The 19,000-nt window shown below is 56.6% G+C and carries 20 protein-coding genes and 1 pseudogene; 7 read left to right on the top strand and 14 right to left on the bottom strand.

Annotated elements, in window-relative coordinates; all coding sequences use genetic code 11:
* Position 1 precedes the first annotated feature (1 nt).
* Together ACVCAM_RS05595 and ACVCAM_RS05590 are read right to left on the bottom strand one after the other, a co-directional pair.
* Positions 2–499 (bottom strand): surface-adhesin E family protein, encoded by a 498-nt coding sequence (locus tag ACVCAM_RS05595; RefSeq protein WP_232930694.1) that lies wholly within the window; start codon positions 497–499, stop codon positions 2–4.
* Positions 496–1,119, bottom strand: a complete 624-nt coding sequence (locus ACVCAM_RS05590; protein WP_044596400.1) for a hypothetical protein — start codon at positions 1,117–1,119, stop codon at positions 496–498. Before ACVCAM_RS05590 ends, ACVCAM_RS05595 begins: the two co-directional genes overlap by 4 nt.
* Positions 1,120–1,320: 201 nt before the next feature.
* Between ACVCAM_RS05590 and ACVCAM_RS05585 the strand changes: the two genes are divergently transcribed.
* The 3 genes from ACVCAM_RS05585 (at position 1,321) to ACVCAM_RS05575 (ending at position 4,597) form a co-directional block, all read left to right on the top strand.
* The gene (locus ACVCAM_RS05585; protein WP_021242544.1) at positions 1,321–1,596 is read left to right on the top strand and encodes a metal/formaldehyde-sensitive transcriptional repressor; all 276 of its coding nucleotides are present in this window, start codon (positions 1,321–1,323) and stop codon (positions 1,594–1,596) included.
* 30 nt (positions 1,597–1,626) lie between these two features.
* Positions 1,627–2,745: an S-(hydroxymethyl)glutathione dehydrogenase/class III alcohol dehydrogenase gene (locus ACVCAM_RS05580; RefSeq protein ID WP_021242543.1), complete on the top strand. Its 1,119-nt coding sequence runs from the start codon at positions 1,627–1,629 to the stop codon at positions 2,743–2,745.
* Between the two features lie 160 nt (positions 2,746–2,905).
* Complete coding sequence (locus ACVCAM_RS05575; RefSeq protein WP_248249258.1) at positions 2,906–4,597, top strand: methyl-accepting chemotaxis protein; 1,692 nt, start codon at positions 2,906–2,908, stop codon at positions 4,595–4,597.
* A 119-nt stretch (positions 4,598–4,716) separates the two neighbouring features.
* Here the strand turns inward: ACVCAM_RS05575 and ACVCAM_RS05570 are convergent, their stop codons facing one another.
* The 4 genes from ACVCAM_RS05570 to ACVCAM_RS05555 all read right to left on the bottom strand — a co-directional run bounded on the left by ACVCAM_RS05570 (position 4,717) and on the right by ACVCAM_RS05555 (position 9,791).
* Complete coding sequence (locus tag ACVCAM_RS05570; protein WP_045335828.1) at positions 4,717–7,098, bottom strand: glucose/quinate/shikimate family membrane-bound PQQ-dependent dehydrogenase; 2,382 nt, start codon at positions 7,096–7,098, stop codon at positions 4,717–4,719.
* 250 nt (positions 7,099–7,348) lie between these two features.
* The gene (locus tag ACVCAM_RS05565) at positions 7,349–8,272 is read right to left on the bottom strand and encodes a LysR substrate-binding domain-containing protein (protein ID WP_021242540.1); all 924 of its coding nucleotides are present in this window, start codon (positions 8,270–8,272) and stop codon (positions 7,349–7,351) included.
* A 180-nt stretch (positions 8,273–8,452) separates the two neighbouring features.
* On the bottom strand, positions 8,453–9,337 hold the full coding sequence (locus ACVCAM_RS05560; RefSeq protein WP_021242539.1) for an SDR family oxidoreductase: 885 nt from the start codon (positions 9,335–9,337) through the stop codon (positions 8,453–8,455).
* Positions 9,338–9,401: 64 nt separating this feature from the next.
* Positions 9,402–9,791 carry a YdeI family stress tolerance OB fold protein gene (locus ACVCAM_RS05555; RefSeq protein WP_008502282.1) on the bottom strand — a complete coding sequence of 130 codons (390 nt, stop codon included), beginning with the start codon at positions 9,789–9,791 and terminating at the stop codon, positions 9,402–9,404.
* 138 nt (positions 9,792–9,929) lie between these two features.
* Here ACVCAM_RS05555 and ACVCAM_RS05550 point away from each other — a divergent pair, with 138 nt between their 5' ends.
* From ACVCAM_RS05550 to ACVCAM_RS05535, 4 genes are read left to right on the top strand one after another with little or no spacing between them, the layout of a single operon-like run.
* Positions 9,930–10,433, top strand: coding sequence for a hypothetical protein (locus ACVCAM_RS05550; protein WP_045354183.1), 504 nt, complete (start codon positions 9,930–9,932; stop codon positions 10,431–10,433).
* Between the two features lie 9 nt (positions 10,434–10,442).
* Complete coding sequence (locus tag ACVCAM_RS05545; RefSeq protein ID WP_407223337.1) at positions 10,443–10,889, top strand: DUF421 domain-containing protein; 447 nt, start codon at positions 10,443–10,445, stop codon at positions 10,887–10,889.
* A gap of 11 nt (positions 10,890–10,900) precedes the next feature.
* Positions 10,901–11,419: a 2-oxo-tetronate isomerase gene (locus ACVCAM_RS05540; protein WP_063615689.1), complete on the top strand. Its 519-nt coding sequence runs from the start codon at positions 10,901–10,903 to the stop codon at positions 11,417–11,419.
* A gap of 17 nt (positions 11,420–11,436) precedes the next feature.
* Positions 11,437–12,423, top strand: a complete 987-nt coding sequence (locus ACVCAM_RS05535) for an SDR family oxidoreductase (protein WP_407223338.1) — start codon at positions 11,437–11,439, stop codon at positions 12,421–12,423.
* On the opposite strand, the gene ACVCAM_RS05530 is transcribed toward ACVCAM_RS05535, so the two are convergent.
* The 8 genes and pseudogenes from ACVCAM_RS05530 to ACVCAM_RS05495 all read right to left on the bottom strand — a co-directional run bounded on the left by ACVCAM_RS05530 (position 12,424) and on the right by ACVCAM_RS05495 (position 18,872).
* Positions 12,424–14,049: an alpha-amylase family protein gene (locus tag ACVCAM_RS05530; RefSeq protein ID WP_070534141.1), complete on the bottom strand. Its 1,626-nt coding sequence runs from the start codon at positions 14,047–14,049 to the stop codon at positions 12,424–12,426.
* Between the two features lie 8 nt (positions 14,050–14,057).
* Positions 14,058–15,068 carry a cytochrome d ubiquinol oxidase subunit II gene (cydB, locus tag ACVCAM_RS05525; RefSeq protein ID WP_407223339.1) on the bottom strand — a complete coding sequence of 337 codons (1,011 nt, stop codon included), beginning with the start codon at positions 15,066–15,068 and terminating at the stop codon, positions 14,058–14,060.
* On the bottom strand, positions 15,068–16,471 hold the full coding sequence (locus ACVCAM_RS05520) for a cytochrome ubiquinol oxidase subunit I (RefSeq protein ID WP_021242535.1): 1,404 nt from the start codon (positions 16,469–16,471) through the stop codon (positions 15,068–15,070). Before ACVCAM_RS05520 ends, cydB begins: the two co-directional genes overlap by 1 nt.
* A gap of 67 nt (positions 16,472–16,538) precedes the next feature.
* Positions 16,539–17,411, bottom strand: coding sequence for a manganese catalase family protein (locus ACVCAM_RS05515; protein WP_008502274.1), 873 nt, complete (start codon positions 17,409–17,411; stop codon positions 16,539–16,541).
* 17 nt (positions 17,412–17,428) lie between these two features.
* Entirely contained in the window at positions 17,429–17,935 is a 507-nt protein-coding gene (locus ACVCAM_RS05510) for a ferritin-like domain-containing protein (RefSeq protein WP_014883791.1), read from the bottom strand.
* Between the two features lie 24 nt (positions 17,936–17,959).
* Positions 17,960–18,163 carry a hypothetical protein gene (locus ACVCAM_RS05505; protein WP_181599803.1) on the bottom strand — a complete coding sequence of 68 codons (204 nt, stop codon included), beginning with the start codon at positions 18,161–18,163 and terminating at the stop codon, positions 17,960–17,962.
* Between the two features lie 23 nt (positions 18,164–18,186).
* Positions 18,187–18,609: pseudogene (locus ACVCAM_RS05500) on the bottom strand (YciE/YciF ferroxidase family protein); the annotation flags it as partial.
* A 77-nt stretch (positions 18,610–18,686) separates the two neighbouring features.
* Entirely contained in the window at positions 18,687–18,872 is a 186-nt protein-coding gene (locus ACVCAM_RS05495) for a con-10 family general stress protein (protein ID WP_004150795.1), read from the bottom strand.
* Positions 18,873–19,000 lie beyond the last annotated feature (128 nt).

Here is a 19,000-nt window from a genome sequence, read left to right as displayed (position 1 = left end):
TTTATTCATCCAGTAACGGTTTTCGATTATCTTTCGCTGGCTCTGGCTTGAGTTTTTCAACGGGAATACTGCACATGCTTTCCGCTATTATCCCAAAAAGAGAGTCTTTCGGGTAACTTTCCCATTGTCCCACATCCTGTGTCACATGTACGACATCGCCTTCCGCGAACGGTTTCGAAAAATAGGTTCGCGCCATAACGGCACGCTGGTTTTTGTCGCAGTTAATCACGTCGATTGCCCGTGAGCTCGCTATGTAGACGGGAGGATTTTTTATAATGAGTGTCTGCTCGGCGTAGTTATTGATGAAATAAAAGCGGCGTAAGCGGTCGTTACCCTGATAAGTTGAAATCACCCGAAGATCGATATACGAAGCAATTTTCTTATCTTCAAGGATTTTTATGACGCCTGCCGGTGGCTTGGGGGTGGACTGGGGCTGGGGTTTACTTGTCCCGGTACAACCTGTCAGCATAAGTAATACCAGCCATGTTAGCTTTTTCATTTCGCATCCCCTGCGGATAAATCAGGTCGTAATGTCGTCAGCATGTCAGGCGTTACATTTCCCTGAACGGTACAGAGCAATAATGTCCCGTCTTTGCTTTTGCTGAGCATTAACAGCTTTTCGGTACTTTCTTTTGCCGGAGCAATACCTGACACCGCCTGCGCATTGTCTTCCCACTCACTGTTTGGGTTGATTTTAATCATCGTCTGAGAAACATAATCATCTCCCGCCTTTTTCCAGGACAAATGATCAAGTCTGGACATCACTTCTTCTTGTGACTCTTTGAAAATGAGTCCCCAGTAATAGTACTTACCGTAATTGATTTCATCGAGATTGCTGGTTTGCAGGTAATATCCCGATACCGTCAGATTTAATTCATGCAGCGGTTGAGCAAACCAGATGGTGCGATTGCCGTCTTCAGGGGCTTTGAACCAGGCCTGCGAATGTTTGTTGAGCGTTAAGGGGGCTACGCGGCTGAGTTTGGCTCGCTGATGATAAATCTCGTTGAAAAAGGTTGAGTCGCAGCGGGTCAACGTTTGTGTCAACGTGCTGGCGTGAACCGCGGGTGTGGCTACAGCCATACCTGCTATGAGCCCAATGGAGGAGATGAGTTTACGCATGTAATATCCCTATATTAAAAAAAGACCCTGTTTTTATCGGCTTATCAGGATGAGACTTTACGCTTTTTCTATTTTGCTTCGTTATCTGGCGTATCCAATGCCTCCCCCGAGTTTTGTACAAAACCTCAACCCTCTCATCTTTAGGTTTACACAGCGGTAACAAAATAGGTACCATACCCCCCTATAGTATCAGGAGGGCGTATGCCGCATTCACCCGAAGATAAAAAACGTATTCTTACCCGCGTCCGCCGCATTCGGGGCCAGGTTGATGCCCTGGAACGCGCGCTGGAGTCTGGCGACCCCTGTCTGGCCATCCTGCAGCAAATTGCCGCCGTGCGCGGGGCTGCCAATGGCCTGATGGGCGAAATGGTTGAAATTCACCTCAAAGATGAGCTGGTAGCGGGGGAAACCACGCCGGATCAGCGTGCCGTTCGCATGGCGGAAGTCGGCCATTTACTGCGCTCTTATCTAAAATAAATCCACATACCTGACAAGAAGGGAAGACATATGAAATCTCGCGCTGCAGTTGCATTTGGCCCCGGCCAGCCGCTCAAAATCGTTGAAATTGACGTGGCACCGCCGAAAAAAGGCGAAGTGCTGATCAAAATCACCCATACCGGCGTATGTCATACCGATGCGTTTACGCTCTCTGGCGACGACCCGGAAGGCGTCTTCCCGGCGGTGCTCGGCCATGAAGGCGGCGGGATTGTGGTAGAAGTGGGCGAGGGTGTGACCAGCCTGAAGCCGGGCGATCACGTGATCCCGCTGTACACCGCGGAATGCGGCGAGTGTAAGTTCTGTAAATCCGGCAAAACTAACCTCTGCCAGGCGGTGCGCGCCACCCAGGGGAAAGGGCTGATGCCCGACGGGACGACCCGTTTCTCCTACAACGGCGAGCCGGTTTATCACTACATGGGCACCAGCACCTTCAGCGAATACACCGTTTGCGCGGAGATCTCGCTGGCGAAGGTGAACCCTCAGGCGCCGCTGGATAAAGTCTGCCTGCTGGGCTGCGGCGTGACCACCGGTATTGGCGCGGTGCATAACACCGCAAAAGTCAAAGAGGGCGATACCGTGGCGGTGTTCGGTCTCGGCGGCATTGGTCTGGCGGTGATTCAGGGCGCGGTGCAGGCGAAGGCCGGTCGTATCATCGCGGTCGATACTAACCCGGAGAAATTCAGGCTGGCGGGTGAAATGGGCGCGACCGATTTTGTGAACCCGAAAGATCACGAGAAGCCGATTCAGGACGTCATCGTTGAGATGACCGACGGCGGCGTGGACTTCAGCTTCGAGTGTATCGGCAACGTCAACGTGATGCGTTCCGCACTCGAATGCTGCCACAAAGGCTGGGGCGAGAGCATCATCATTGGCGTGGCCGGTGCGGGTCAGGAGATTAAAACCCGTCCATTCCAGCTGGTCACCGGGCGCGTATGGCGCGGTTCCGCGTTTGGCGGCGTGAAGGGCCGTACCCAGCTTCCGGGTATGGTTGAAGATGCGATGGTCGGCAAGATTCAGCTCGATCCGTTCATTACCCACCGCTTACCGCTGGAGCAGATCAACGAGGCGTTTGATCTGATGCACGAAGGAAAATCCATCCGTACCGTTATCCATTTCGGCGACAAGTAACTCTTCTGCCAGCGGTTTTTCGCCGCTGGCATTTCTTTAATAATCTTCTCTAAAGTGTGACCAGTGCGGCGTTTTTAGCCGTAATCTAAATCTCTGCCGTGCCGATGACTATTTAACAGGCGTGTTTTTACGCATCTTACCTACAAGAGAGTCGACGGTCATGGACAACACTACTTCGATGCTGGCGCAGCGCAAGCTGGGCTTCTTGCATCACATCAGGCTGGTTCCGCTGTTTTCCTCCATTCTCGGTGGCATTATTCTTCTGTTTGCCTTGAGCTCGGGTCTGGCAGGGTATTTCCTGCTGCAGGCCGATAACGATCAGCAGGATGTCACAGCTGAAATTCAGGTGCGTATGGGGCTGTCGAACAGCTCAAACCATCTGCGAACCGCGCGTATCAATCTGATCCACGCCGGTGCGGCAAGCCGTATCGCAGAGATGGATGCGATGAAGCAGAACATCAGCGAGGCGGAAACGCGCATTAAGCAGTCTCAGGAGAGCTTTACCGCCTACATGAATCGCGCCGTGCGTACCGCCGAGGGCGCAGCGCTGGATGCGGAGCTTAAGACCCGGTATGACGCCTATATCGCGGGCATGCAGCCGATGGTCAAATTCGCCAAAAACGGCATGTTCGAGGCGATCATCAATCACGAAAACGAAACGGCGCGTCCGCTGGACGACGCGTACAACGCCGTGCTGCTGAAGGCAATTAAGATCCGTACCGACCGTGCCAATGCGCTAACGGCGCAGGCGCACAGCCGCACGCAGCTGGGCCTGATGTTTATGGTGGGCGCGTTTGCGCTGGCGCTGGTGCTGACGGCGATGACCTTTGTCGTGCTGCGCCGCACGGTAATCAATCCGCTGCAGCGGGCAGCGAAACGTATCGAGAATATCGCTAAGGGCGACCTGACGATGCCGGACGATGTGGCCGGGCGCAGCGAAATTGGCCGCCTGACGCGCGATCTGCAAACCATGCAGCACTCGCTTGAAAAAACGGTCGGCACCGTGCGTCAGGGGGCGGAGGAGATTTACCGCGGCACCAGCGAGATCTCTGCCGGTAACACCGATCTCTCTTCCCGCACCGAGCAGCAGGCTGCCGCCATCGAGCAGACCGCCGCCAGCATGGAACAGCTTACTGCGACGGTGAAGCAGAACGCGGATAACGCCCATCATGCCAGCAAGCTGGCGGAAGATGCCTCCGGGAAAGCCACCCGCGGCGGCCAGATGGTCTCCGGCGTGGTGAAAACCATGGGCAATATCTCCAGCAGCTCGAAGAAGATCTCTGAAATCACCGCCGTGATTAACAGCATTGCCTTCCAGACCAATATTCTGGCACTTAACGCGGCGGTAGAAGCGGCGCGGGCGGGTGAACAGGGGCGCGGATTTGCCGTGGTGGCCAGTGAAGTGCGCACCCTGGCAAGCCGCAGTGCGAATGCCGCAAAAGAGATCGAAAGCCTGATCAACGAATCGGTTTCGCTGATCGATCAGGGGTCCGGTGAAGTTGTTGCCGCCGGTAACACCATGAATGAGATCGTCGACGCGGTGAAGCGCGTCACCGACATCATGCTGGAGATTGCCGCGGCGTCCGATGAGCAGAGTCGCGGTATCGTCCAGGTGAGCCAGGCGATTTCGGAGATGGATAAAGTGACCCAGCAGAACGCCTCGCTGGTGGAAGAAGCCTCCGCGGCGGCGGCGTCTCTGGAAGAACAGGGCGCGCGTCTGACCGAGGCGGTTGGGGCGTTTCGGTTGAGCGGTGCGAAGCCGAACCGCGCGGTGACGGCTGCACCGGTGGCGCAGAACGTACCGTTGCGCCCGGCGGCGACGGTTTCCGGGGATAACTGGGAGACGTTCTGAGTCGCGTGTTTTGTCGGGTGGCGGCTTCGCCTTACCCGACCTACTTGTATTTGTAGGCCCGCGTAAGCGAAGCGCCACCGGGCAAAAAAAAGGGACCAAAAGGTCCCTTTTTTCATCGGTTATTTCTTATCAGGTAACGCGTACGCGATAACGTAATCACCGCGATCCGGCGACTGGCGGGCGCCACCGGCGTTAATGATGATGTACTGCTTACCGGTTTTTGGCGACACGTAGGTCATCGGGCCGGACTGGCTGCCGACCGGCAGGCGGTCTTTCCAGATCTCTTTCCCGGTGGCGGTATCAAACGCGCGCAGGTAGAAATCCTGGGTGCCGGCAAAGAACAGCAGGCCAGACTGGGTCGAGAGCGATGCCCCAAGCGTCGGCATGCCGATTGGGATTGGCATGTGCATGCGAATGCCCAGCGGGCCGGTATCTTCCACCGTACCAACAGGAACCTGCCACACCAGCTTGCCGGTTTTCAGGTCAACCGCCGACATGGTGCCAAACGGCGGCTTCTGGCACGGAATGCCCAGCGGCGACAGGAAGCGCTCGCGCATCGCGCCGAACGGCGTGCCGTCCATCGGGACAATCCCCATCTCGATGCCGCTGGCATCTTTCGCCACGTTCGCGCGCGGCACCATGTAGTTTGCCAGACCCAAACGCATATCGTTGACGAACATCAGGCTGTTGTTCGGGTCAACGGAGACGCTGCCCCAGTTCATCCCGCCGAGTGAGCCGGGGAACTGCAGGGAACGGTCGAGACCCGGAGGGGTGAAGACGCCCTGATGACGCATCTCTTTAAACTGAATGCGGCACAGCAGCAGGTCGACTGGCGTCGCGCCCCACATGTCGGACTCGGTCAGCGTCTGGTTGCCAATCATCGGCATGCCAACAGAGTACGGCTGGGTTGGGGAGTAGCGTTCACCTTCAACGTTACCCGCCGGGACAGGGCGTTCCTCGACCTTCGCCACCGGCTTGCCGGTTTCGCGGTTAAGCATGAAGATCATGCCCTGCTTGCTGGTCTGCACCAGCACAGGCGTGGTGCCGCCCTTGCCGTCAGGCAGGTCGTACAGCAGCGGCTGGGAAGGCAGGTCAAAGTCCCACAGGTCGTGATGGGTGGTCTGGAAATGCCAGCGGACCTGGCCGGTGGCCGCGTCGACGGCGACGATGGAAGAACTGTACTTATCGTCCAGCGCGGTACGCTCGCCCGCCCAGAAGTCTGGCGTGGCGTTGCCGGTTGGCAGGTAGATCAGGTTCAGTTTGGCGTCGTAAGACATCGCAGACCAGACGTTCGGCGTACCGCGGGTGTAGGTCTGGCCTTCCGGCGGCAGGCCGGTCAGGTTCGGATTACCCGGATCCCACGCCCAGGCCAGCTTACCGGTGTGAACGTCGTAGGCGCGGACCACGCCCGGCGGCTCGCCGGTTGAGTAGTTATCCGCGACGCGACCGCCGACGACAACGACGTTCCCGGCCACCAGCGGCGTCGAGGTTTGCTGATAATATCCTGGCTTGATCTCACCCATACCGACGCTCAGATCCACGGTGCCGTGGTCGCCAAAGTCGTCGCAGACCTTGCCGTTATCCGCGTTGATGGCAATCAGACGGGCGTCGGTGGTGGGCAGGAACAGGCGGCGAGGGCATGCCGCTGGCGATGTTCCGGTCTGTGACGCTGTCACGTTTGCATGATCTTCAAAGTAGCCCAGACCGCGGCAGCGCTGCCAGTTCGGCGCGGTGGCTTTCGAATCATAACGCCATTTTTCTTTACCGGAATCCACGTCCAGCGCCAGCACTTTACTGTACGGCGTACAGACAAACAGCGTGTCGCCAACCTGCAGCGGCGTGTTCTGATCTTCCGCACCCGAGCCGTTGCTCTGCGGAATATCGCCGGTGTGCGCAACCCACGCGACTTTCAGCGAGCTGACGTTTTGCTTGTTAATCTGGTCCAGCGCGGCGAAGCGGTCGCCGTGGGTGGTGTTGCCCCAGTGCTCCCAGTTCTTTTGCTGCTCGCCGGGTGCGACGGGTTTCACCGGCACGGGCTCGTTCGCTGCCACAAGGGTTTGCGGCTTAAACATCCAGCCGAGGCTGACCAGCATGGCCACCGCGAGCAGCGCCGCGACGCCAAAAGCGGGGGCTTTGTTTGGTGCAGTGTGGTTTGCCGCACGCAGGAAGGGCCAGACGATGGCGCACAGGAACGCCAGCACGGCAAAGGTAAACAGGCGGGAGAAGAGCGGCCAGAAATCCCAGCCCGCATCGCTTACCGCCCAGAACAGCGAGGCAATAAACGCGATGCCGTAAAGCAGGATCCCGCTGGTGCGGTTGAGGAAAATCAGGATCGCGGCAATCACCATTGCCACGCCCATTATCAGGAAGTAACTACTCCCGCCTACGGTGGCGAGCTTAAAGCCCAACCCGCCGACCGCCAGACCGATGAGCATCATCAGTCCGGCAAGAAGCCACTGCAGAATACGCGGTATTCCACGTGGCGCGCTGCCAAATGCCATTTCTCTCTCCTTTAGATCCCGCCGCCGTGTCGGGTATGTACCAGTTGGGTAATAAATGCGGTGGGATTGATGATTAGTACGGGTGAATTCGTTTTTATCAAACCGTTTGTGAACCATTTGGTGAATTCACGGCTATGATAAAACTGTTAAATTGTTTTGCGCAATTGTTAATGAATGATTTCGCATTATTTGATTAACGCGCAGGTCTGTTCCCTCGCCCCTTTAGGGGAGAGGGTTAGGGTGAGGGGTATTAAACCGGCATCGATTTACGGATGGCGCTTAGCAGCGTCTGCGCGCCCGTGGAAAGCGGGGTATCTACCCGGGTCAAAATGCCGATAGGTTCACCGGCGCCGGGGGCCGTTACCGGGAGAGCGGTCAGCGTGCCCTGGCGCAAATCATCTTTTACCGCGCCGGAGGGAACGAACCAGACGTAGTCATAGTCGAGGGTGAGCTGGCGTGAAAGCGAGGCTGACAGCGTTTCGATACACCCTGAGGGCAGCGTACACCCCTGCATTTGCAGCAAGGTTTCGGCGGTCTGACGTGGGACGGTCCCTTTCGGGCACACCACCACCGGCCACTCCATGACGCGGCTTAACGTCACCGTGTCCTGCAGCAGCGGATGATCGGGACGAACCACCAGCTTCAGGGATTCCAGGAACAGCAGCTCGTAATTGAGACCGCCCATCAGTTCAGGGTCGGACATGCGGCCAATCCCGATATCCAGCTCGCCCGATTTCAGCCCTGCAAGCAGCATGGTGTTATTCATGGTGGCAACCTGGATCGTGGTATGCCGTTGCTGCTTGTGGAACTGGCCAATCACCGGCGGAAGAATGCCCAGCGCGGCGGTGGGCAGGGCCCCGACGCGGACGACCTCGCTGGTGTGTTCTTCTTTTCGATGCAGCGACTGGCCTGCGGTATTGAGCGCATCCAGCACCTTAACGGCATGCGTAAGGAACTGTTCGCCCACGATGGTAAGCTGCGCCCCCAGCCGACCCCGGTCAAAAAGACGGGCGCCGGTCAGCTGTTCAAGCTCGTTGAGGGTTTTCGAGAGCGCAGGCTGGCTCAGGTTAAGAGTTTCAGCCGCACGCCCCAGCGTTCCCTGTTGAGCGACGGCCACAAATGTATGCAAATGGCGCAAGCGTATGCGCTGACTGAACAGACCATTTTTTTCCATAGGCGATGTTAAAAACAGAGCGATGCGGGTGACAAGCTAAGTTGTTTAATTTTGATAACTTGATAGCAAAATATTTTTAACATTTGATCTGTTTGAGTTACAACATGTTTTTCGGCAGGGGAAGAAAAGTGAACATCCTTGTTCATTTATTGCTCACTGCAGAGAGGGAGGGTTAAGGGGTTAGATCACGCCGTCACCGCCGTCAGAGCACCATACCTGGCCGGAGGTAAATGAACATTCATCCGAGGCCAGCGTGACGTACAGCGGGGCAATCTCGACGGGCTGACCCGGGCGTCCCAGCGGGGTATCGCCGCCAAACTCCTTCACTTTTTCCATCGGCTGGCCGCCGCTGGATTGCAGCACCGTCCAGTAAGGGCCAGGAGCGACCGCGTTGACGCGAATGCCTTTCGGACCCAGCTGCTTGGCTAAGGATTTGGTAAATACCGCCAGACAGGCTTTGGTCTGGGCGTAGTCCAGCAGCACCGGGCTTGGCTTCACGGCCTGAACGGAGGAGGTATTAATGATAACGGACGAGGCTTTCAGGTGGCGCAGCGCCGCCTTTGTGATCCAGAAGGGGGCATAGACGTTGGTTTTAAACGTCGCGTCAAAATCTTCGGTGGTCAGCTCTTCAAGGGATTCACGGAACTGCTGACGACCGGCGTTATTGACCAGAATATCCAGCCCGCCCAGCTTCGAGACGGCTTCTTCGACCAGATTCTGGCAGAAGGTTTCGTCCCGAACGTCCCCCGGCAGCGCGACGGCGTTCCGCCCTTCGGCTTTGATCAGGTCGATGACCTCCGCGGCGTCTTTTTCCTCTTCAGGCAGGTAATTAATGGCCACGTCTGCGCCTTCGCGGGCATAGGCGATGGCCACTGCGCGACCGATACCCGAGTCACCGCCGGTGATCAGCGCTTTTTTACCGGCCAGGCGGCCATGCCCTTTGTAGCTGGTTTCCCCGTGGTCGGGTACAGGTTGCATTTCGGATGCCAGTCCCGGTGGCGTCTGCGGCTGTTCCGGGAACGGGGGCTGCGGGTAAGCGTTCGTACGTTGTTGGGTATCACTCATAGCTGACTCCTTAAGCCAAGGGGTGAGATTTGATGGATAACTGCAGCGTTAACGCTTCGCTGAATTATTTCTGCAAACGATCGACACGGACGACGGCAGGAGATGATTTTTTATCAAGCGAACCGTTGATGCTGATCATCTGGTCGGGTTTTACCGTTCTGCCGTCGAAGACTGCCTGGGGAATAATAACGTCGATTTTTCCGGTTTTATCCTGAAATACAAACTTATCGCCGCTACCGTCAATAAGATTACCGCGTAATGAAATGGTCGCACCGTCGTGCAGTTGTTTTGCCTGATCGATGGTCATAATACGCGCGTCATCGGTTCCGCGATATCCGCTATCCAGGGCGTGGGGCGGCGGCGGGGCTTCACCTTTTTGTAACCCGCCGTTATTATCTGCCCATGCGGCTGGAACCAGAAATATCAAAAAAGCGGAAATAAGCGATAATTTCATCGGATATCCTTCATTTTGGGTGTCTTGACTTATTAAGTATTGTTGCTATTCCTTTATGTGGCAAATGTGATAAGTCCTAAAAACATTCGCGTTAGAAATCAAAATTATCGGATAATAAGCGAAACGGTGACGATGGCCATGAAGCGTGAAAATGAAAAGTTACCCGGGATAGAGGAAAGATATCGCTTGCTGACGTTTGAATACGCGTTTCGTCAGGTGGGGTTTATTGTTCTATTAGGTATTATCGTTGCCGCCATTGCCGGTCTGTTTTCAAGCGGAATAGTCAGCGATACGGTAAAAACAAATTCCGCCAAGTCGCTGACCATAAACTATGAGCGCTTCGGGCGGCGGGAGACGGAGACACGGATGCAGCTTGCGTTTCCGGTGAAAACGGAGGGGACCTATACCCTCAGCGTCACCAGCGAGAGTAGCGAGGCGTATGATCCAGGCAGCGTCTGGCCCCAGCCGGACGCCATGTTCAGCCACGGAAACAGCCTCTATTTTGTTTATCACAACCTGAAAAAGACAGATAACTTTTCGGTATTACTCTTTACCACACCGTCCCGAGCCGGTAAATGGAACTCGGTCATCCGCGTAAACAACGAGCCGGAGATCACCCTCTGGCAATTTATTTACCCGTAGGAGGCTGATATGGATATGGTCTTTCGTGCGCTGGCTATTTATCTGTTCCTCGTGGTGGTATTTAAAGTGGCCGGGCGACGCGCGCTGCTGCAGATGACCAGCTTTGATCTCATTCTTCTCCTGATAATTAGTGAAGCCACGCAGCAGGCCCTTCTGGGGCAGGATTTTTCCGTCACCGGCGCGATGATTACGATTACCACCCTGGTGGTAGTGGATATTATTTTTGGCCTTATGAAAAAATATTTTTCCCCGGTAGAGAATATTCTGGACGGCACGCCCGTGATTCTGGTGGAAAACGGCATTCCCCTGGCGGATAAACTCAAAAAGGTCGATGTCTCTTGCGATGATATTCTGGTGTCAGCGCGTCAGAATAATGTCATTACCGAAATAAGCCAAATTAAATATGCCATACTTGAGCGCAATGGACATATTTCAATCATTCCTTTCGAGAAATAAGAGGCGGCAAGATGAGCAATCTTTTGCATGATAACCATTACACCGTCGGTGAACTGACAAAAAAACTGGCGAGCAAGTTAACCGATGCCGGGCTGCGCTTAACCACGGCGGAATCCTGCACCGGGGGAAAGCTCTCGGTGGCGCTCTGCGCTGAAGAGAACACGGCCGATTTTTATGATGTCGGGCTGGTGGTGTTCAGCGATGCCGCGAAAGCGCGGATCCTCGGCGTGTGTCCTGAAACGCTGGCGCGCTATACCGCCGTCAGCGAACAGACGGTGACCGAGATGGCCGCCAGCATCCGCGACATTGCCCAGGCGGATATCAGCATCGCCATCAGCGGATACGCTGGCCCGGAAGGGGGCGACGACGGCACGGCGGCGGGGACGGTCTGTTTTGCGTGGAACATACGTGGCGAGACGAAAACCCGTACCGTGCTTTTCTCCGGAGACTGTCAGGACGTGGTGGAAAAAGCGGTGCATTTTTCGCTGGCAGAGCTGGTGACAGCATTGTCGGACGGGCATAACGGTTGAGTTCACGTGGAGGTTCTATGGCTGTCATAGTGATTACCGGTGGGACGGCGGGCGTGGGAAAAGCCACGGCGCTGCGCTTCGCAAAAGCAGGTTACGATGTGGGCCTCATCGCCCGCGATGAAGCCAGCCTGCACTCCACCCAGGAAGAGTTGCGCCGCTTCGGCGTAAATGCGCACGCCGTGCAGGCGGACGTCGCCGACAGTCAGGCGGTTGTGGATGCGGCTAACGAGATTGAGTATCGCCTCGGTGCGATTGATGTCTGGGTCAACAACGCCATGGGGGCCGTGCTGGCACCGTTTCGTACCCTTACGCCGGACGAGTTTCGGCGCGTGACCGAGGTGACATACCTCGGCTACGTGAACGGCACCCGCGCGGCGCTTGAGCTTATGGTTCCGCGCGACAGGGGCGTGATTATTCAGGTAGGGTCCGCGCTGGCCTACCGTTCCATTCCCCTGCAGTCCGCCTACTGCGGGGCCAAAGCGGCGATCCGCGGGTTTACCGATGCGGTGCGCACCGAGCTGATGCATGAGAACTGCCGGGTTCAGCTTTCGATGGTGCAGATGCCGGGGCTCAATACGCCGCAGTTCGAATGGGCAAGGAACAAGTTCGCGTGGGCAATGCGGCCGGTACCGCCGGTGTTCGAGCCTGAAGTCGCCGCCAGCGCCATCTTCAGGGTGGCGCAAAAGCCGGTGCGCGAGCTGTGGGTTGGCAGCAGCACCATTCAGTCGATTGTCGGGCAGTTCCTCTTCCCGGGTTTTCTGGACAGGCTGATGGTGAAGAAAGCCTGGGAAGGTCAGATGACCGACGATCTGAACGCGCCGGACCGCCGGGATTATCTCGACCAGCCGGTTAACGACCTGCACAAAATCCATGGCCGTTTCACTGACGAAGCGAAAACCCGCGCGTCGTCCGTGACCTCCGGTATGCCGGGCAAAGTGGCGTTAGGGGCCCTTGCGGTGGCGGGTATTGTGTTGACGCGTTTGCTCACCCGCCGGAAACCGTAATCAGCGCAGCGCGCTGCGGTGCGTCCAGAACCAGCGATAGCCGTAGCCGCCAAGGCTGAGCTCGACGGTTTTACCGCAAACCAGCGCGTCATCGTAGCGTTTGTCCGCGAGACAGGCGGTCCAGGTCGTGTTGCGGATCCCCTTCACGGTGAACTGCACCGGCTGGTCACTGAAGTTAACAAAGGTCAGGATGCTGCGTTCTTCGGTCTCGTAATAGATCCCCAGCACCGCGTCACTATCGATCGTGAGGAGCCGAAAGGGCGCAACGGCAATTTCGGGGAACTCCGAGCGGGTATTGGCGATATCAATGATGCGGTGCAGGAGCGAGTTGCGGTGGAGCAGCGAATCAGCGACGTTGATTTTTTGATAGCGGTAAGGACCGCGGTCAATAATCGGCGCGATAAATTTTTCCGGGTCGGCTGCCGAAAAACCGCCGCCTTGCGATCCCGCCCACTGCATGGGGGTGCGCACGGCGTAGCGCTCTTCCAGATCGAGGTCATCCCCCATGCCGATCTCATCGCCATAGCGCATCACCGGAACGCCGGGCAGGGAAAAGAGTACCGCGTGGCAGAACGCCAGCCGCTTCAGATCGCCGTTGAGCATCGGCGCCAGGCGGCGGCGGATCCCGCGCTGGTAGACGTTCATCTCCTCATCAGGGGCGAAGGTATCGAGGACAAACTGTTTATCTTTCTGGCTGATGCCCTCCAGATCCAGCTCGTCGTGATTGCGCAGCCAGTTGGCAAAACAGCATGAATCGGGCGGGACGATCATTTTCTTCACCGCGTTGCGCAGCGGACGGGCGCTTTTGCGGGCCAGGCTGACGTAAAAATACTTGTTGAGCCAGAAATTGAGCACCAGATTCAGGCGGTCATTATTGCCAAAGTAGTCCTGATAGGCCTCCACCTCGACGTCCACTTCACCCAGCAGGATCGCGTCCGGATTATGTTCCTCAATAAGACGTCGCATATGCTCGAGGATCCACAGACCCTTTTTTTCATCACCATTTCCCGCCTGCGTGGTCAGGTGGGAGGCGGCATCCAGGCGGAACCCCGACACGCCCAGTTTGAGCCAGAAGAGGATGATGTTCTCAATCTCTTTCAGCACCGCGGGTGAGGTCAGGTTCAGGTCCGGTTCGTGGCGATAGAACATGTGCCGGTAGTATTGTCCCGCCTCGTCGTCCCAGCTCCAGATGCTCTCCTCCACGCCGGGAAACATCGGGGGCGTATCGTCCTCGTCAGTATCTGACCAGAGGTAGTAATCCCGGTAGGGTGACGCCGGGTTACGGCGGGCCTGCTGGAACCAGGGGTGCGCGTCGGAGGTGTGCTGGATCAGCAGCTCAATAATGACCTGCATGCCCAGCTCGCGGGCCTGTTCGATCAGGGCAATAATATCGGCCAGCTTTCCGAAGCGGGGGTCCACCTGGAGATGGTCGCTGACGTCATAGCCTTCATCGAGAAAGGGCGTGAGATAAAACGGGGTGATCCAGATAACCGTCGCCCCCATGCGGCGAATGTACCGCAGCTTGGCCGCTATCCCGGCGATGTCCCCGCAGCCATCGCCGTTCAAATCATAAAAGAGTGCGGTATCAATCTGGTAAATAATGGCCCGTGTATGCCAGTCCGTCATAGCGTGCCTCAGTGATAGCCTTCAGTATCCGAAACCTTGCCCCGGAACACGTAGTAGCTCCAGGCGGTGTACACCAGGATCACCGGAATAATCAGTAACGTCCCGACCAGCATAAACAGCTGGCTGGCAGGCGGGGCCGCGGCCTCCCACAGAGTGATACGCGGCGGAATAATGTTCGGCCAGAGGCTGATACCCAGACCGCTGAACCCGAGGAAGATCAGCCCCAGCGTCAGCAGGAAAGGGCGCGCGTGGCTGGCCGGATTGCGGGTCAGGCGCCAGATCAGCACGCTGAAGATCCCGACCAGCAGCGGAACCGGCAGGAACCAGAAGAAGTTGGGCAGGGTAAACCAGCGGTCGGCGACGTACTGCCAGCCGAGCGGCGTCCAGACGCTGACCACCGCGATAACCACCATCAGCGCCAGCAGCACGTGGCGGGTCAGTTCGCGCATGCGTTGTTGCAGCGCGCCTTCGCTTTTCATGATGAGCCAGGTGGTGCCCAGCAGCGTGTAGGCGACGACCAGACCGATGCCGCAGAAGAGATTGAAAGGCGTGAGCCAGTCCAGCGAAGAGCCGACAAAACGTCGGCCCTCCACGTCAAAGCCGTTGATCACGGCGCCCACCACCACGCCCTGGCTGAAGGTGGCGAGCAGGGAGCCGCCGGCAAAGGAGTAGTCCCAGAATTTGCGGTGTGAAGGGGTGGCTTTGAAGCGGAACTCAAAGGCAACGCCGCGAAAGATGAGGCCGATCAGCATCGCGGTGAGGGGGATGGTCAGCGCATCAATGATCACCGCATAGGCCAGCGGAAACGCGCCGAACAGCCCCGCGCCGCCGAGCACCAGCCAGGTCTCGTTGCCGTCCCAGACGGGCGCCACGCTGTTGACCATCACATCGCGCTCTTTGGCATCGCCCACGAAGTTAAACAGCAGGCCAATCCCCAGATCGGAGCCGTCCATAATGATATACATCAGCGTGGCAAACACGATGATGGCAAACCAAATCACTGAGATATCGACGCCCATCAGATTCTCTCCTCTTCCGGAACAGACTCCGCGGCTGACAGCGGACGGGCAGGCGTGCCCGAGGTGTTTGACGTCAGCGTATCAACGGGCTGAGGACCTTTCTTAATCAGCCGGATGAGATAAACATAGCCCACGCCAAATACGGATGAGTAGACGACGAAGAACGCCAGCAGGCTAATGCTCATCTGCAGGGTGCTGTGCAGCGATACCGCGTCGATGGTGCGCAGGTAGCCATAGACAACCCACGGCTGACGGCCTACTTCGGTGGTCACCCAGCCGGCAAGCAGCGCGACCAGCCCCGCAGGCCCCATGCAGAGGGCAAACCACTGGAACGGACGCGAGTGGTAAAGTCGATGGCGATAGCGTAGCCAGAGGCTGAGCAGACCGAGGGTAATCATCAGCAGCCCCATCCCCACCATAATGCGGAACGACCAGAAAACGATGGTCGAGTTGGGTCGATCCTCTTTCGGGAAGTCTTTCAGGGCCGGGACCTGTTTATCCAGGCTGTGCGTCAGAATCAGGCTGCCGAGCGCGGGGATCTCCAGGCCGTATTTGGTGCGCTCTTCCTCCATATCCGGCAGGCCAAACAGCAGCAGCGGGGTGGCTTCGCCGGGCGGATTTTCCCAGTGACCCTCAATAGCGGCGATTTTGGCTGGCTGATGCTCAAGCGTGTTCAGGCCGTGCATATCGCCCACCACCGCCTGGATAGGGGCAACCAGCAGCGCCATCCACATCGCCATCGAAAACATGGTGCGAACGGCGGGCGTATCGTTACCGCGCAGCAGATGCCAGGCGGCCGACGCGCCGACAAACAGCGCGCTGCTCAGGAACGCGGCGATAGCCATATGAATAAGACGGTACGGGAAGGAGGGGTTAAAGACGATCGCCAGCCAGTCCTGGGGGATCACCTGCCCGTTTTCGATAGTGAAACCCTGCGGCGTATGCATCCAGCTGTTGGAGGCGAGGATCCAGAAGGTTGACATCAGCGTGCCGAGCGCCACCATGCAGGTCGAAAAGAAGTGCAGCCCCGGGCCGACCTTGTTCCAGCCGAACATCATAACGCCGAGGAATCCGGCCTCCAGGAAGAAAGCGGTTAACACCTCATAAGTCAGAAGCGGGCCGGTAATGCTGCCCGCGAACTGGGAGAACCCGCTCCAGTTGGTGCCAAACTGGTACGCCATCACCAGCCCGGAAACGACGCCCATGCCGAAGTTAACGGCAAATATCTTTAGCCAGAAGTGGTACAACGATCGCCAGACGTCGTTTTTGGTGCGCAGCCACATGCCCTCCAGCACCACCAGATAGCTGGCGAGACCGATGGTGATCGCAGGAAACAGGATGTGGAACGAGACGGTAAAAGCGAACTGAATTCTGGCCAGATGAAACGCATCGAGTTCGAACATGGTCCGTACCTCTGAGACGATGGGGCACGCGAATTGCCGGGCAGGTCAGGCCTGCCCGGCAAACCGATTACGGTTTAGTCTTACCGGCACCCAGCTCGGCACCGGTCAGCGGGTCGGAATGTGGATCGGACTTCGTGCGGGCAGACATCGCCTTAACCAGGGTTGCCTGCTCGGTTGTGAGCGTCACGCTGGCACTGCCATCGCCGCCATCCACCGCAGGCTGGGGGGACTCAACGTAATCGAAATGTTTATCGCTGTTCCAGCTTCCGCGAACCTCTCCACCTTCAGACATATTGTAGTACTTGTTGGTGAATTCCTCGATTGGCGGCAGTTTTCCCGGCGGGAAATTATTACGGATAGACTGCAGCGCCTTCTCAAAGGAGAGCTGATGCGCCGCCTCACGCGTCATCAGAAACGCCAGGGCATCTTTAACGCCGGGATCGTCAGTCACGTTGATCAGCCGTTCATAGATGATTTTAGCTCTGGCCTCGGCCGCCACGTTCGAACGCAGATCCGCCGTCGGCTCGCCAATGGTGTCGACGTAGGCCGCCGTCCAGGGTACGCCCGCTGAGTTGGTTAGCGGGGTTCCGCCGCCGTAGAGCAGGGAGGTGATGTGGCTGTCATTCCCGTTTTCGGTCATGGAGCGATACAGCTCGGCCTCATTTTCCACCCCTTCCGCCAGCGCGCCCTTGGCACCTTTATTCAGCATACCGACCAGGGTACCGATGATTTCGAGGTGGCTTAACTCCTCGGTCGCGATATCCATCAGCATGTCTTTACGGCCCGGATCGTCATCGCTCAACCCTTGCGTAAAGTAGCGGCAGGCGGCGGCCAGTTCACCCTGCGGTCCGCCAAATTGTTCCAGTAAAAGGTTGGCCAGGCCGGGATTCGGTTCGGCGACGCGAACCGTGTATTGCAGCTGTTTGACGTGTCGAAACATGCTCACTCTCCTGTGGGTTATTTTTTCGCTTCGACACCCGACGCGTCTGAACGCAGCAGGAACTGTTCCGTCGTTTGCGGGATATGACGAATCAGCCAGTCGGCCATTTCGCGCTCTTCGGCGAGGATCGTCTCAATAGCGGGTATCGAGGCGGTGTCACCCGCTTTTTTGGCCGCCGCCAGCAGGGAGGTATAGCAGGCGATTTCAAACTGTTCGAAAACATAGCCGCTGATCGAGCCCTTCACGATTTCGTCAGAAGGGAACATGCCGCCGATGGATTGTCCCAGCGCCGCCATTTTGCTCATCGAGTCTTTTAAGACCGAACGAGAAATATCATTACGGTCGAGGATTTCCTCCAGCAATGTGATTTGCCGTTTTGTCTCATTAATATGTTGCTCAATTCTGGCGCGAACATCAGGATAATTATCGATACGGCTGGCCATGGATTCCAGCATAGATTCGGCTTGCTTTTCCATTGCATGGGCATCGCGTAGCCAGTCATGGTAGTGTTCTACGTGATTCATCATTGTATCCTCATTAGGGTTCGCTTATTTGGTCTCACTTTCAGCAGCCTGATCGGCGCGTGCGGCACTGTAGCCAGATAAATGGCCGACAATATTGGCATAAATACTGATGATAATGACCCATAGCACGCTGTTCTTCCACCAGGTGACGGAAGGGATGGCGAGAATGAACCATATTATCGCTGCCGCTAAATGGCACCGTTTAATAGTCCTGGGACTGATGCTCATTTTATTTAACCTGTATTATCGCGTCATTTCTGCGCTTTTTGGTTAATATTGCCAACGGCCAGGTCGGTGAGTTTAAGGTCGGTCTCTTTCTCTTCTTCCAGCGTTTCGGCAAGAAGCTTAACGGCTTTTTTATAGCCGAGCTGTTCTGCCAGAGTGGCAAGGGTACCGTAGCTGGCTATTTCGTAATGCTCCACTTTTTGCGCAGCGGCAATTAATGCGGCATCACGGACTTCATTTTTTTCCGTGCTTTCGATGACTTCATTAGCTTCTTCAATTAAGCCTTCCATTGCGACGCATTTCATGCGCTTGAGCTTGATGCCGTCTTCCTGTTCCACGATCTGGTCGATACGTTCGATCTGACCTTGCGTCTCTTCAAGGTGTGCGGTAAAGGCGGCGCTCAGTTTCTCGCTGGAGGCGGCGCGGGCAAGTTTGCTTAACGCTCCGGTAAAATAAAGAAAGGGTACTGCGAGCTTTTCAGCCCGCAGCATGCTCTCTGGTTTTATTAAAAGAGTACTAAATAAGATCAGGAGTTATCAGATTTACGGCCTCCGCCGTGACTGTTCTGTCCCCCTTTCTTACCCGCTTCAGATGCGCGTTGCGGATCGTTTTTAAAATTACCACCGCTGTGCTGGCCACCTTTACGTCCAGCTTCTGATGCTTTTTCACGGTCTTCAGCGAAATTACCGGAACCACCACGATGCTCTGCCATATTAAACCTCATAGTCATATATTGGTTATGTCAGTACGATACGAAAATATTCCGTATCACTCGTCGTTCGAGTAATAACTCTAGTCGCTGTGTGAGATCCGTCAAATGCGTTTTGCTATTTGCGGTTG

Source organism: Enterobacter sp. CFEC122 (assembly GCF_052983755.1).
Note: the sequence above shows the minus strand (reverse complement) of the source record. Positions and strands in the feature narration are given on the sequence as shown.